The organism is Rathayibacter sp. AY1E6 (assembly GCF_002931115.1).
GTDB lineage: Bacteria > Actinomycetota > Actinomycetes > Actinomycetales > Microbacteriaceae > Rathayibacter.
On record NZ_PSVK01000011.1, the window covers coordinates 48284 to 61535 of the forward strand.

Below are 13252 nucleotides of genomic sequence, written 5' to 3' on the forward strand. Positions count from 1 at the left end.
CTTCGAGGCGGGCCTCTGCCGGAACGGGGGTCCGCTGGCCGCCTGGTTCAGGGAGGCGGGAGCGAGCGGCCCCCGCGAGGCGTATCCGCCGATCCGCGTGCCAGCGGATCGGCGTCGCCGGACGCAAGCCGCTCCACGGAACCCGACCACCCGACCGAGCCGACTGCGCGACGCCGCGCGAGGAGCGGCGTCGAATGAACTCAGCCGACCCCGTGCATCCAGACGACGGGGGCGAAGTCGCCGCCGTAGCGGAAGGGCTCGAGCTCGTCCTCCCAGGCCTGGCCGAGGGCGAGGCGCAGCTCGCGGTGCAGCTCGATGGGGTCGGCGCCGGCGAGCTCCATGGCGGAGCGGATGCGGTCCTCGGGCACGACGGTGTTGCCCGCGCTGTCGGTCTGGGCGTAGAAGATGCCGAGCTCGGGCGTGTGCATCCAGCGGCCTCCGTCGACGCCGGGCGAGGGCTCCTCGGTGACCTCGTAGCGGACGTCGGCCCAGCCGCGGAGAGCGGAGGCGATGACGGCACCGGTTCCGACCGGGCCCTCCCAGGCGAATTCGGCGCGCAGTGTGCTGCGGAGCACGGGCTGCTCGATCCAGGCGAAGTTCACGGCACGACCAAGGGCGCGACCTGTCCCCCACTCGAGGTGGGGGCAGAGCGCGCGGGGGGCGGAGTGCACGAAGAGCACACCCCGAGTCTGCTGCGCCACCATGGTGTCCTCCGTTCGTCCCGGTGCGTCTTCCCCAACGACCCGGACCACGGAACACTCTGCGGTGCGCCTTCTTCGATTATGACGGTGGACGTGCCACCACGCCCGATCATGCAGGAGCGGCGGACCTCCGTCAAGGCGGCTCGCCGCGCCTGCTCGACCGGCCGTGGGCGGCTCCTGCCTATACTCAGGTCGTCCGCGCCGCCGGACGCCGCACACCGCCAGACGCCCGCCGGGAGGAGCACCGTGTCCGTCCGCGACGGCCTGCTCGCCCTGCTCACGCTCGGCCCCGCCTACGGCCTCCAGCTGCACGCCGAGCTCCTCGACCGTGCCGCGCACCGGCCCCGGGTCAACGTCGGCCAGATCTACTCGACGCTCGAGCGCCTGCGCGAGCGGGGCCTCGTCGTCTCGGCCGGGTCCACCGACGACGGCCTCCCCCTGCACGCGCTCACCGGCGAGGGCCGCGCGGAGGCGGCCGCCTGGCTGACGGGTGGCGGAGCGTCCCCGGAGGAGGACTGGGACGACGTCCTCGACCGGGTGCTGCTGGCCTCGAGCCTGTCCGGCGCCGACCTCGCCGCCGTCCTCGACGCGTACGAGAGCTCGCTGCCCGCCACCGCCGACGAGCAGGCGGAGGAGGAGGACGCGCACCCGCAGCGCCGCCTCGCCGCGATCGCCGCCCGCGTGCGGGAGGAGGCCCTGCGGCGCCTCCTCGAGGCGGCCCGCGACGAGCTCACGGGCGACGGGCCGGGACGGGGCGTCCGCGGATACGCTCTCGAGCGTCCCCGCCGGGGCCGTCGAGCCTCGAGCTAGGACGAGACAGGCGCGGGTGCCGTCGCCTAGGGTGGTTCGCATGTCCCGCACCCCCCTCGGTCTCCGCGTCCCCTCCCGGGCGCGCCGGCGCCTCGTCGCCGCCGGAGCGGGCACGGTCCTCGTCCTGTGCGCCGCCCTCGCCGCCCCGCTCTCCGCGTCCGCCGCCTACGACCCGTCCGACTATCCCTCGTGGTCCGATGTCGAGGCCGCGAAGTCGAGCGAGAGCGCCACCGCCGCCGAGGTCGACCGCATCACCGCCTTCCTCGCCGACCTGCGCGACCAGGCCGCCGCCCTCACCGACGCCGCCATCAGCCGGGCCGCCGAGGCGGACGCCGCGCAGAGCGCTCTCGACGAGGCGACCCAGCGCGTGAGCGCCCTGGAGGAGCGCGCCTCCGCCGCCCGCTCGGACGCCGACGCAGCGAAGGAGCAGGCCGGCCGTCTCGCCGCGCAGCTCTACCGCAACGGCGGGACCGATGCGACGCTCAACCTCCTCATCGGCGGCGACGAGTCGAGCGAGCTGCTCTACCGCCTCGGCACCATGACGCAGCTCACCCAGCAGACCAGCCGGCTCCAGACCGCGGCGCAGTCGACCGAGAACCAGGCCGTCTCCCTCGCCGCTCAGGCCGAGCAGGCCCGGGGCGAGCGCGTCTCCCTCGCCACCGCCGCGGCCGACGCGCTCTCGGTCGCCCGCTCCGCTCAGGCCGAGGCCGACGCCAAGGTCGCCGACCAGGAGAAGTACAGCCAGGAGCTCTACACCCAGCTCGCCTCGCTCAAGAACACCACCGCCGAGATCGAGCGGGAGTACGCCGACGGCCAGGACGCGAAGTCGGCGTTCGAGGAGCAGCAGCGCCTCTCCCGCCTCGCCGCCGAGGCCGAGGCCGCCCGCCAGCGCGCCGCGTCGGCTCCCGCCGCGGCCGCGGCTCCGGCAGCGCCCTCCAACAGTGGAGGCGGCGGAGGCGGCCCGGTCGAGCTCGGCGACGACGACCCGACCGGCGCGCGCAACAGCTCCGCCAAGACCATCGCCGCCCTCGGCACCTACGCCGGACGCACGGACGGCCTCTCCCCCGCGCAGGCCCAGGCCTACGCCCGGACCGCCGTCGGCCGCTTCGGCTGGGGCGCCGACCAGGTCGACCGGTGCCTCATCCCGCTGTGGAACGGCGAGTCGGGATGGCGCTGGAACGCGCTGAACCGCTCCTCCGGCGCCTACGGCATCCCGCAGGCCCTCCCGGCGAGCAAGATGGCCAACTCGGGAGCCGACTACCAGACGAACGCGGCGACGCAGGTCGACTGGGGCCTCTCGTACATCAAGAGCGCCTACGGCTCGCCCTGCAACGCGTGGTCGAGCTGGAACAACCGCTCGCCGCACTGGTACTGATCCCGCGTCTCACTTCGCCTGGTCGTAGGAGTCGACGACGGCGACGGTGACCGGGAAGTCGACCTCGCCCACTCCGAAGAGCGAGCGTCCGGCGCGCACCGCCGCCTCGCGGACGATCGCGGCGACCCGCTCGCCGACGTCGGCGGGAGCGTGCACGATCACCTCGTCGTGCAGGAAGTAGACGAGGTGCGCCCGGCCGACCGCGCCGCCCTCGGCGCGCAGTCGCGCCCGCAGCTCGCCCATCCAGCAGAGCGCCCACTCGGCCGCGGTCCCCTGCACCACGAAGTTGCGGGTGAAGCGTCCCCACTCGCGCGCTCGCGCCGCATCGGCCGAGAGCCCCTCGGGGCCGGGAGGCGAGCTGCGCCCGAGCCACGTCGAGACGCTCTCGCCGCGCTCCCCCGCCCGAGCCGCCGCCTCGACGTGCGCGACCGAGCGCGGGTAGGCACGGGCGAGCCTCGGGAGCAGCCGTCCGGCCTCCCCGCTCGTCGCCCCGTACATCGCCCCCAGCATCGCGACCTTCGCCCTCGGCCGGTCGGGGACCACGCCGGCGTCGACGATGCCCTGGTAGAGGTCGCGGCCCCGCCCGGCGGCGGCCATGGCCGAGTCGCCCGAGAGCGCGGCGAGGATGCGCGGCTCGAGCTGCGCGGCATCCGCGACCACGAGGCTCCAGCCCGGATCCGCGGTGACCGCGGCGCGGATCTGCCGCGGCAGCTGCAGCGCCCCTCCGCCCGAGGTCGCCCAGCGGCCGGTGACGACGCCGCCCACCACGTACTCCGGCCGGAACCGTCCGTCGCGCACCCACGCGTCGAGCCATGCCCAGCCGTTGGCGGTGAGCAGCCGGGAGAGCTTCTTGTACTCCAGGAGGGGCGGCACCGCGGGATGCTCGAGGGACTGCAGCTCCCAGGAGCGCGTCGACTCGACCGGCAGCCCCGCGCGCCGCAGCGCCTTGAGGAGCTCGGCCGGCGAGTCGGGGTTGAGCTCGGGCGCGCCGAGCTCGTCGCGCAGACGGACGGCCAGCGCCTCCAGCAGGGCCGGGCGGCCGCCGAAGAGCGGGCGGGGGCCGAGCATCCCGGTGAGCACCCGGTCGTGCACATCGGCGCGCCACGGCAGCCCCGCGTGGGCGATCTCGCGAGCGATCAGGGCGCCGACGGACTCGGCGGCGAGCAGCAGGCGGAGCCGGCCGGCCTCGGCGGCGCCGGAGAGCGCCTCCTCCTGCCGGGCCAGCTCGAGGACGGGGTCGAGCTCGTCGGAGCCGCCCGCCGCCTCCTCGAATCCGATCAGCGTGTCCTGCGCGGCGGGAGCCGCGGCTCCCGCGTCCCACGGGTCGAGGGGCGAGCGCGCGAGAGCCGATGCGGCGGCGGAGACCGAGCGGCGGAGGATCGCGCGGGCCAGCCGGAGGTCGTGGCACCGGGCGACGACCACGCCGGCCGACAGCAGTGCGGGGTACCAGCGCGCGGTGTCGTCCCAGACCCAGCGCGGGCGCTCCGGCTCCCGCTCCCGGACGAACGCCGCCAGCTCGGCCGGGCCCCGGCCGCTCCCGGCCTCGGCGACGCCGACGGGGTCGACCGCCCGCCACGCCCCCGTGGGGCCGCCGACGAGTGCGAGGAGCATCGGGCCATTCTCCCCCGTGGCGGACACGGAGGCCGCCGTCGCGGGGACGGCCGGGCCCCCTCTCGCTGAAGGAGTCACGGCGACGGCCGCGAGGGCGGGTAGCCGGGGAAGGGCTTCTCCTGCGCTGTCGGCGGCTGATGGGCCCACAGGGCGGCCGCGATGGTGTCCATCGAGCGGGAGTAGCCCACGAGCGTCCGCCTCTCCGGCTCCGCCGCCCAGGTCACCGCGCGGAACCAGGTCTCGCGGTACGGGCCGGTCTCGATGCGGCGCACCAGGCCGATCCGGCCGGTGCGCAGGGCGTCGACCATCACCCACTCGTCCTGCCCGCTGCTGCGCAGCATCTGGAGCGGACTCCACTCGATCATCGCGCCTCCCACCGGTCGATCCGCGGCCGTGGCGAGCACGAGCGCCGCGGCGTACACTCGCAGACTATCGAACACATGTTCGAACGGCCAACCGGGTCCGGCGAGTGAACGGGAGCACGACGATGGCGGTGATCGACGAGACGGCGCTGGTCTCGACCGACGGCGAGGGAGTGCCGATCGCGCTCGAGTGGCGGGGCGGGAGCTACCGGGTGACCGACCGGCCGACGGTGTGGACCTGCACGAGCGAGTGGTGGGCGCCCCTCGAGGGGTTCCCGCCGACGTTCGGGCGCACACCGGTGAGCATCGGCGGCTGGCGCTTCCAGGCGACGGACCTCGCGACCGGCGGCGCGTTCGTGCTCGACGTGGTCGCGTCGACGGAGCCGCAGTGGAGCGTGGTGCGGATCTACGAGTAGTGCCGGCGCGAGGCCGGCCGGGCGGCTACTTGTCGGCCGACCAGGGCGCCCGCGTCATGGCGATGAGAGCCGCGACTCCGGAGACGAGGCCGACACCGGCGATGGCGGACACGACGAGCCAGAGAACGAGTTCCATGCCACCAGTCTACCGAGCCCCGGAGCGGATCCTCTCCTCCCCGCTTCCATCCCCCGGCTGTGGAATAGCCTGGGCAGAGTGACCGACGCCCCCACCCGCGCGAGTGTCGGACTGCGCTCGGAGCGCGGCCCGATCCTGCTGTCCCTGATGATCTCGACCGCTCTGGTCGCCCTCGACGCCACGATCCTCTCGACGGCCGTGCCGTCCATCGTCGCCGACCTGGGGGGCTTCGAGCAGTTCCCCTGGCTGTTCTCGATCTACCTGCTGGCCCAGGCCGTCTCGGTCCCCCTCTACGGCAAGCTCGCCGACGTGATCGGGCGCAAGCCCATCATGCTGATCGGCATCGCCCTGTTCCTGGTCGGCTCGCTCCTGTGCGGCCTCGCCTGGAGCATGCCCGCGCTGATCGCGTTCCGAGCCCTGCAGGGCCTGGGGGCCGGAGCGATCCAGCCGATGGGCATCACCATCGCCGGCGACATCTACACGGTCGCCGAGCGTGCGAAGACCCAGGGCTACCTCGCGAGCGTCTGGGGCATCTCCTCGGTCGTCGGGCCGACCCTCGGCGGCGTGCTCTCGGACCTGGGCGCCTGGCGCGGCATCTTCCTCGTCAACATCCCCCTGTGCCTCCTGGCGGCGTTCCTCCTGATCCGCAGCTTCCGCGAGACCACGCGGGGCGAGAAGCAGCGGATCGACGTGGCGGGCGCCTCCGTGCTCGCCGTGGGCACCGCGCTGCTCATCCTCGGGCTGCTCGAGGGCGGCAGCGCCTGGCCGTGGCTCTCCCCCGCCGGAGTCGGCGTGTTCGTCGTCTCGGCCCTCGCGTTCGCCGGCTTCGTCGCGATCGAGCGGCGAGCTGCCGCCCCGGTGCTCCCCCTCTGGGTCCTCACGCGGCGCGTGCTGATCTCGACCAGCCTGGTCTCGGTGACCGTCGGCGCGATCACGCTCGGCGTCACCTCGTACTTCCCGACCTTCGCGCAGGGCGTGCTCGGCAGCTCCGCCCTCGGCGCGGGCTTCGCCGTCGCGGCGATGACGCTCGGCTGGCCGGTCGCGGCGAGCCTGTCGGGCCGGCTCTACCTGCGCATCGGCTTCCGCAACACGGGCTTCCTCGGAGCGGGGCTCGTCGTGATCGGCACGGCGCTGACCGTCCTGCTCGGCGCCTCCTCGACGCTGTGGGAGATCGCCGGCTTCTGCGTGCTGATCGGCGCCGGCATGGGGCTCGTGGCGACTCCGACGCTGATCCGGGCGCAGTCGAGCGTCGACTGGAACGAGCGCGGAGTGGTCTCCTCGACCAACTTCTTCGCCCGGAACATCGGCAGCGCCGTCGCCGTGGCCGTGTTCGGCGCGATCGTGAACGCGAAGGCGGGCGGCGGCGTCCCCGCACCGGCGGACCTCGCCGAGGGCACCCGCTTCGTCTGCATCGCGCTCACGGTCCTCGCCGTGGGCATGCTCGCCGCGGTCTGGGCGATGCCGAAGGAGGGGCGCCCCGCGCCCGGAGAGGATCGGGCGGCGGAGGCCGAGCCCGACGCGGCCCGGCCGGACGCGGCCCAGCCCTAGCCGTCAGGCGGCGCCGTCGGTTCTCGTCGTCAGCCGGAGCGGCGCGCCGCGGCCGTCGCTCGCAGGCGGTCGCGGTGGATGCGGCGCACCCGGTGCGTCCAGCGCTGCAGGGACGATCCCATGCCGGGGTGCCGCGCCAGCGTGTGCAGAGCGCGGTCGAACCGGCGGAGCATGTCGGCGAAGGCGCCGAAGGGGCGGGCCGAGATGCCGACCTCGAGGTGGCGGTCGAGCACGATCCGGTGCCGGAGTCCCAGGTGCACGCTGATCTCGACGTCGTCGTGCACGTAGGCGTCGTGCCGGTGCATCTCCTCCGCGATCTCCTCCCACGCCGACCGGCGGACGGCGCAGTTGGAGCCGAAGAGCGGCCAGTTGGCCAGCGCCGACCCCATCAGCACGAAGTAGGCGTCCATGTAGGCGACCCGCGCGATCACCCGGGCGATCGGGCCGAGCTCGTCGAAGCGTCCGGGACCGGTCACCGCTCCGACCTCGGGATCGGCGAAGTGGCCGGCCAGGCGCGCCAGCCAGTCGGGTCCCGGGCGGGAGTCGGCGTCGAGCCGTGCGAGGACGTCGCCGTGCGCCTCGTCGAAGCCGTGCGCCGTGCTCGCCGGGATCCCGGCTCCGTCGTGCCGCACCACCCGCGCGCCCGCCGCTCGCGCGACGGCGGCGCTGTCGTCGGTGCTCCCGTCGTCGACGACGACGATCTCGAACGGAGCGAGCGTCTGCTCGCGGAGGAGCTCGAGCAGGTGCTCGAGGTGGCGGGCGTCGTCCTTCACGGGGACGACGACCGAGATGCGCCGGTGATCCATCCGCCCAGTCAACGCGATCGGGGCGCTCAGCGGGGACACCGCCACGCGTCTCGCGCGAGCCCGGACCTGTCAACCGGCTCCCGAGCGCGCCGGATCCGCTGATGGGATCGACCCGTGTCCGCCGGATCGGCGGCCCGATCGAGACAGGAGACGACATGACCCAGGGACCTCGAGACTTCCGGCCCACCCGTGCACTGGTGACCGCTTCTGACTCCGGCATCGGCCGGGCGACCGCGGTGGCACTGGCCGAGGCGGGTATGGACGTCGGCATCACCTGGCACAGCGACGAGGAGGGCGCGCAGGGCACGGCGGAGGAGGTGCGCTCCCTCGGCCGGCGCGCCGAGATCGCGCGCCTCGACACGACGGATCTGGAGGGCGCGGGCGACGTGATCGACGACCTCGCGGATCGACTGGGCGGGCTCGACGTCGCCGTCAGCAATGCGGGCGGAGGCGGAGGCGAGCCCTTCCTCGAGCAGAGCCTCGACAGCTGGCGCTCGACCGTCGCCCTGAACCTCGACGGAGCGTTCGTCTGCCTCCAGCGCGCCGCGCGGCGCATGGCGGCCCAGGGCACGGGCGGCAGGATCATCGCGGTCACCAGCGTCCACGAACACCAGCCGCGGGTCGGCTCCGTCGCCTACACCGCCGCCAAGCACGGGCTGGGCGGCCTGCTGAAGGTCGCCGCACTCGAGCTCGGCTCCCTCGGCATCACCGTCAACGCCGTCGCCCCCGGAGAGATCGCCACGCCGATGAACGACGCCGAGGACGTGGACCCCGTCACGATCGACCGCCCCGGCATCCCCCTCGGCCGCCCCGGCGACGCCCGCGAGATCGCGGCGGTGGTCGCCTTCCTGGCCTCTCCCGCCGCCTCCTACATCACCGGATCCTCGTACGTCGTGGACGGCGGGATGCTGCAGATGGGGCCGCAGGCCGGCTCCCACCTCCGGCAGGACGACTGGCGCGAGGCCTGAGCCGCCGACCACGGCGCCCGCCCGCCGGGTACTCTCGAAGAGGTGCTCCGGCGGGCGGGGCGCCTGCTCCGGGATGTAGGTGACGCACGTGTGGTTCCGGCGTCGACGCAGGTTCAAGATGGAGCCGTACGACCCCGATGAGAACCCGTCGCGCGAGCCCGCCTCCGTCGAGGAGGCCGCCGAGGAGGGCCTGATGCTCGCGCAGTACGCGAGCCGGATGGCCGTGAAGAACCGTGTGCTGATGGACGGCCTCGGTGCTGACGTCCCCTTCGACTCGGGCCGCTACTCCGTCGTCGCCGCGGAGGAGCTCGAGAAGCTGGCGCGCGAGTCCGAGGCAGCCGCCGAGCGCCTGCGCGGCATCGCCGCCGACGTGACCTCGGTGGGCGGCCGCTCCGACCACGTGCACGACTACCGCTCGGCCGACGTCGACAACCTCGACCACCGCGAGCGGCTCTCGCTCCTGGTCGCCGACTCCCTCCACAGGCGGGCGCAGGACGAGGAGTACCTCGCGACGCTCGTCGACGACGCCCGTCAGGACGCGTGGCGCGAGCTCGCGCAGTCGATCGAGGAGACCCTCGACCGCACCTCGCGGATCGACCCGGACGACGAGGAGTACCGCCGCGACCGCTCGGTGCGGATGGCGCTCGTGGTCGTCGACGACCTGGTCAAGCTGGCGGAGGAGCGCGGCGTCAGCCTCGAGGACTGACGGGCTCGTCGTGGGACGCCGGGACGGGGCTCAGGCCCAGCCGGCGCGGAACGACTCGGTCGCCTCGGCGGAACGCTCCCGGACCGACTCCAGCAGCTCCTCCATGGTGGAGCTGCGGAGGAACGCGAGGCGGTCGAGCTCGGTGACCGGTGCGACGCCGGCGAGCTGCCAGGCGTGCGCGGCCGGATCCTCGGCGAGCTCGACGACCGCGCCGTAGCGCTGCTCGACGAACTCGCTCGCGACCGCCAGTGCCGTGCGGACCGCCGACTCCGCCGCAGCCAGCGCGGGGGCGTGCTTCTCGTCCCACTCCAGATCGGGCAGCAGGCGGACCTCGGCGCGCGGGTACGGGTCGTCCTCGTACCAGCGGACGACCTCGAAGCGCTCCTCGCCCACGGAGTCGAGCGTGACGAACGACTCCGCCCCGTCGATGTTCAGGATGCTCGCGCGGGCGCCGACCGCGAACCGCTGGTCGCCGCCGCCCACCTCCTGGCCGCGCTCGATGAGCACGACGCCGAACGCGAGGGTCTCGTCCTCGAGGACGTCGCCGAGCATCCGCAGGTACCGCGGCTCGAACAGCCGGAGCGGGAGCGGCATGTGCGGCAGGAGCACGGAGCCGAGCGGGAACATCGGAAGATCAGGCACAGGATCAGGCAATCACGTCGAGCGGGGAGCGGCCAGTACGGGCGCGGCGCGTCGGGACGTGCTAGCGCATCGCGCCACCGTGTCGTCCGCTCGCGGATGCTCGCCACGCCCCGGACGATCTCCGACGGCCCGGACCCACCCGCGAGGCGCCCACTCAGACTGGGAGCATGGATCTCGCTGACCTCCGCGCCGTCGTCCGCGCGGACCTGGCCGCCAAGGGCCACGCCTCCGACCGGCTCACCGTCCTCGTTCTCCGACTCGGGCAGTACTCGAGCTCTCGGAGTACCCGGCTCCCCCTCCACCTCGTCTACCGCCTCGTCGATCTCGTCTGGACCCGCATGATCGTCGGAGCCGAGCTGCCGCCGACCGCTCAGGTCGGGCCCGGCCTGCGGCTCCCCCACTGGGGCCGCGGCGTGATCCTGCACCCGCGCACGGTCATCGGGAGCAACGCGTTCATCTACCACGGCGTCACCATCGGCGAGTCGAAGGGTCGGACGCCCGTCATCGGCGACGACGTCTACATCGGCGCCCGCGCGACGATCGTCGGGGACGTGACCGTCGGCGACCGTGTGCGGGTCGGAGCCGGCGCCGTCGTCGTCCGCGACGTCGCCTCCGATTCGTCCGCGGTCGGCGTGCCGGCGAGGACCGCGTCGGCGCCGTCCTGAGGCACGGCCCGTCGGCCTGACGGGGCCGGACCGTCCGCTCCGACGAGAACGACATCAGGTGGAGGCCCGACCCGGCGCTGGAGAGGAGGAACGACCGCGGGTGGAGCGGAGTAGGGCGTACGGGACTTGAACCCGTGACCGACGGATTATGAGTCCGCTGCTCTGACCGGCTGAGCTAACGCCCCGCGGCGGCCGTCCGAGCGGCCGTCAGGTGGCGGCGGGTGCGGACGCTGCGTCGGAGGCCGGATCGGCCACCGGCTCCCCACGATACAGGCTCTCGAAGGTGCTGATCGTGCGGTTGATGTCGTGCGCGGCGACGATTTGGAGGGAGGCGCGCTTCATCGCCTCGAGGTCCTCCTGGTCGGCCGTGAGCACGGCGGTGAGGCGGTCGGCGAGGGCCTCGGCGCTGCCCGGAGCGAAGAGGTAGCCGTTCTCGCCGTCGTGCACGAGGTGCGGGAGGGCCATCGCGTCGGCGGCGACGACGGGGAGGGCCGAGGCCATCGCCTCCATCGTCGCGATGCTCTGCAGCTCGGCGATGGACGGCATGGCGAACACGGTGGCGCGCGTGTACGCCTCCTTGAGCTCGGCGTCCGAGACGTAGCCGGTGAAGCGCACGCGGTCGGCGATGCCGAGGGTCGCGGCGAGCTGCTGGAGGTTGCGCATCTGGTCGCCGCCGCCGACGATCTCGAGCTTCGCGTCGAGCGCCGGATCGAGCAGGGCGACGGCGCGGAGCAGGACGTCGATGTGCTTCTCGCCGGTCACGCGGCCGACGAAGAGGATCGAGTCGCCGGCGCGCGCCGTGAAGTCGGGCGTGTAGTTGTCGGCGTCGATGCCGCAGGAGATGGCGTGGACGCCCCGGAGGCCCGTGTACTTCTCGAGGAACTGCGCGGCCTTGCGGGTCGGCGTGGTGACCGCCTCCGCCCGGCCGAAGGTGCGGCGCGCGGCCCGCCACGCCATCGCCACGGCCTTGGCCTGCACGGCCTTCGGCAGGAGGGTGAACTCGAGCATGTTCTCGGGCATGAAGTGGTTCGTGCCGACGATGCGGATGCCGCGCTTGGCCGCCTCGATCCCGAGGCCGCGGCCGACGATGATGTGCGACTGGAAGTGCACGACGTCGGGCTTCACCTCGTCGAGGATGCGCGCGCTGTTCTGCCGGATGCGCCACGGCATCGCGAAGCGCAGCCAGTCGTGCGGGTACCAGCGCCAGCTGTAGAGCCGGTGCACGATGATCCGCTGACCCTCGTGCGTCTCGACCCGGGTGCCGCTCCAGCCGTCGGCAGAGGGGGCGACGACGTGGACCTCGTGGCCGCGCTGCGCGAGACCGGCGGCGAGGCGCTCGGCGAACTTCGCGGCTCCGTTCACGTCGGGAGCGAAGGTGTCGCAGCCGATCACGACCGTCAGCGGTCGGGAGTCGGGCGATCCCGGTCGGGACGCGTCGCGGGGATCTGACACGGGAGGTCCTATCGGTGTCGTGCCGCTCGGGGAGAGAAGGGAGCGATCGGCGGAGGTCGGTCGGTTTCGTGGCTCTCGGCGCGGAGCCATTGTAGGCAGAGGAGTCCTCACCACTCGGGATCCCGCGCCGTCAGCGCGCCTGCGGGTGGTGCTTGGCGAGGAGGAAGACGCCGTAGATGGCGACGGCACCGGCCGCGATGAAGAGCGGGATCGCCCACGGGGCCGCGTACTGCGCCTCCCCGAGCACGACGATGCCGATCGCGACGGCGACCAGCGGGTCGATGACGGTGAGGCCCGCGACGACGAGGTCCGGCGGGCCGGAGGAGTAGGCGTTCTGCACGAAGTACCCGCCGAGCGCGGTCGCGGCCAGGAGCGCCACGATGCAGACCACCGTCAGCGGGTCGAACTCGCCGTACTTGATGCGGTTGAGCACGACCTTCGCGAGAGTCGCGACGAAGCCGTAGACCACTCCGGCACCCACGATGTAGAAGATCGCCTTCGCTCCGCGGCGGAAGACGCGGAAGGCGATGACGAAGACCGTGAGCACCACGGCGAGGATCACGAGGATCGTGATGAGCTCGGGCGTCTGGATGGACTTGTCGACCGCGTTGAACGCCGCCACGAGGACGAACGTGCCGACGCCTCCGACGCAGAGCACGATCGCCCGGATCGACGCCGCGTTCAGTCGCACCCGGCTGACCCGCGCGTTGACGACCGCGGTGATCACGAGCGCCACCGCTCCGAGCGGCTGCACCACGATGAGCGGGGAGAAGCCGAGGCTCGTCAGCTGGAAGACGATCGCGAGACCCAGGAGCAGGGTGCCGATCACCCACGAGGGGCGCGAGAGCAGCGCGACCAGCTGGCCGCCGCTGAGCCCGGAGGAGCCGGAGCGCTTCGAGAACCGCTCCACCTTCGCCACTCCCCGGTGCTGGAACTGCGCGCCGAGGGAGAGGAACACCGCGCCCACGAGAGCGATCGGGATGCCGATGAACTTCGCCGGGTCGTTGAGGAGTTCGGCGAGATCGGCGGGCATGGGGTCGACCCTACCCAGAAC

General features: G+C 73.4%; 14 protein-coding genes and 1 tRNA gene. 7 read left to right on the forward strand and 8 right to left on the reverse strand.

The window, feature by feature from the left end; translation table 11 throughout:
* Window positions 1-200: 200 nt before the first annotated feature.
* Window positions 201-704 (reverse strand): DUF3145 domain-containing protein, encoded by a 504-nt coding sequence (locus C5C46_RS10580; RefSeq protein WP_104226674.1) that lies wholly within the window; start codon window positions 702-704, stop codon window positions 201-203.
* A 243-nt stretch (window positions 705-947) separates the two neighbouring features.
* Between C5C46_RS10580 and C5C46_RS10585 the strand changes: the two genes are divergently transcribed.
* Both C5C46_RS10585 and C5C46_RS16945 read left to right on the forward strand, forming a co-directional pair.
* Window positions 948-1511: a PadR family transcriptional regulator gene (locus C5C46_RS10585; RefSeq protein WP_181129978.1), complete on the forward strand. Its 564-nt coding sequence runs from the start codon at window positions 948-950 to the stop codon at window positions 1509-1511.
* 40 nt (window positions 1512-1551) lie between these two features.
* A complete protein-coding gene (locus C5C46_RS16945) occupies window positions 1552-2886 on the forward strand; it encodes a hypothetical protein (RefSeq protein WP_104269256.1) in 1335 nt (444 codons plus the stop codon).
* Between the two features lie 9 nt (window positions 2887-2895).
* Here the strand turns inward: C5C46_RS16945 and C5C46_RS10595 are convergent, their stop codons facing one another.
* Entirely contained in the window at window positions 2896-4497 is a 1602-nt protein-coding gene (locus C5C46_RS10595; protein ID WP_104226676.1) for a bifunctional 3'-5' exonuclease/DNA polymerase, read from the reverse strand.
* 74 nt (window positions 4498-4571) lie between these two features.
* Entirely contained in the window at window positions 4572-4862 is a 291-nt protein-coding gene (locus C5C46_RS10600; protein WP_146076962.1) for a hypothetical protein, read from the reverse strand.
* Between the two features lie 104 nt (window positions 4863-4966).
* Between C5C46_RS10600 and C5C46_RS10605 the strand changes: the two genes are divergently transcribed.
* Window positions 4967-5275: a hypothetical protein gene (locus C5C46_RS10605; protein WP_104226677.1), complete on the forward strand. Its 309-nt coding sequence runs from the start codon at window positions 4967-4969 to the stop codon at window positions 5273-5275.
* A gap of 283 nt (window positions 5276-5558) precedes the next feature.
* Entirely contained in the window at window positions 5559-6959 is a 1401-nt protein-coding gene (locus tag C5C46_RS10610) for an MDR family MFS transporter (protein ID WP_104226703.1), read from the forward strand.
* 29 nt (window positions 6960-6988) lie between these two features.
* Here the strand turns inward: C5C46_RS10610 and C5C46_RS10615 are convergent, their stop codons facing one another.
* Window positions 6989-7765 (reverse strand): glycosyltransferase family 2 protein, encoded by a 777-nt coding sequence (locus tag C5C46_RS10615; RefSeq protein ID WP_104226678.1) that lies wholly within the window; start codon window positions 7763-7765, stop codon window positions 6989-6991.
* A gap of 155 nt (window positions 7766-7920) precedes the next feature.
* Between C5C46_RS10615 and C5C46_RS10620 the strand changes: the two genes are divergently transcribed.
* Both C5C46_RS10620 and C5C46_RS10625 read left to right on the forward strand, forming a co-directional pair.
* Complete coding sequence (locus C5C46_RS10620; protein ID WP_104226704.1) at window positions 7921-8733, forward strand: SDR family oxidoreductase; 813 nt, start codon at window positions 7921-7923, stop codon at window positions 8731-8733.
* 118 nt (window positions 8734-8851) lie between these two features.
* A complete protein-coding gene (locus C5C46_RS10625) occupies window positions 8852-9439 on the forward strand; it encodes a hypothetical protein (protein ID WP_104223455.1) in 588 nt (195 codons plus the stop codon).
* 30 nt (window positions 9440-9469) lie between these two features.
* Here the strand turns inward: C5C46_RS10625 and C5C46_RS10630 are convergent, their stop codons facing one another.
* Window positions 9470-10081: an LON peptidase substrate-binding domain-containing protein gene (locus C5C46_RS10630; RefSeq protein WP_258059439.1), complete on the reverse strand. Its 612-nt coding sequence runs from the start codon at window positions 10079-10081 to the stop codon at window positions 9470-9472.
* Window positions 10082-10248: 167 nt separating this feature from the next.
* Here C5C46_RS10630 and C5C46_RS10635 point away from each other — a divergent pair, with 167 nt between their 5' ends.
* A complete protein-coding gene (locus C5C46_RS10635; RefSeq protein WP_104226680.1) occupies window positions 10249-10746 on the forward strand; it encodes a DapH/DapD/GlmU-related protein in 498 nt (165 codons plus the stop codon).
* Window positions 10747-10857: 111 nt separating this feature from the next.
* Here the strand turns inward: C5C46_RS10635 and C5C46_RS10640 are convergent.
* From C5C46_RS10640 to C5C46_RS10650, 3 genes are all read right to left on the reverse strand, one after another.
* Window positions 10858-10931: transfer RNA gene (locus C5C46_RS10640), tRNA-Ile, on the reverse strand.
* Window positions 10932-10953: 22 nt separating this feature from the next.
* Entirely contained in the window at window positions 10954-12198 is a 1245-nt protein-coding gene (locus tag C5C46_RS10645; RefSeq protein ID WP_258059440.1) for a glycosyltransferase, read from the reverse strand.
* Between the two features lie 130 nt (window positions 12199-12328).
* Window positions 12329-13231, reverse strand: a complete 903-nt coding sequence (locus tag C5C46_RS10650) for a DMT family transporter (RefSeq protein ID WP_104223451.1) — start codon at window positions 13229-13231, stop codon at window positions 12329-12331.
* Window positions 13232-13252: the final 21 nt, after the last annotated feature.

Excerpts from the sequence above, each read along its gene's own strand:
- C5C46_RS10615 (WP_104226678.1), bottom strand. The coding sequence starts at position 7,765 with ATGGATCACCGGCGCATCTCGGTCGTCGTCCCCGTGAAGGACGACGCC.
- C5C46_RS16945 (WP_104269256.1), top strand. The coding sequence starts at position 1,552 with ATGTCCCGCACCCCCCTCGGTCTCCGCGTCCCCTCCCGGGCGCGCCGG.
- C5C46_RS10595 (WP_104226676.1), bottom strand. The coding sequence starts at position 4,497 with ATGCTCCTCGCACTCGTCGGCGGCCCCACGGGGGCGTGGCGGGCGGTC.
- C5C46_RS10620 (WP_104226704.1), top strand. The coding sequence starts at position 7,921 with ATGACCCAGGGACCTCGAGACTTCCGGCCCACCCGTGCACTGGTGACC.
- C5C46_RS10580 (WP_104226674.1), bottom strand. The coding sequence starts at position 704 with ATGGTGGCGCAGCAGACTCGGGGTGTGCTCTTCGTGCACTCCGCCCCC.
- C5C46_RS10600 (WP_146076962.1), bottom strand. The coding sequence starts at position 4,862 with ATGATCGAGTGGAGTCCGCTCCAGATGCTGCGCAGCAGCGGGCAGGAC.
- C5C46_RS10635 (WP_104226680.1), top strand. The coding sequence starts at position 10,249 with ATGGATCTCGCTGACCTCCGCGCCGTCGTCCGCGCGGACCTGGCCGCC.
- C5C46_RS10610 (WP_104226703.1), top strand. The coding sequence starts at position 5,559 with ATGATCTCGACCGCTCTGGTCGCCCTCGACGCCACGATCCTCTCGACG.
- C5C46_RS10625 (WP_104223455.1), top strand. The coding sequence starts at position 8,852 with ATGGAGCCGTACGACCCCGATGAGAACCCGTCGCGCGAGCCCGCCTCC.
- C5C46_RS10650 (WP_104223451.1), bottom strand. The coding sequence starts at position 13,231 with ATGCCCGCCGATCTCGCCGAACTCCTCAACGACCCGGCGAAGTTCATC.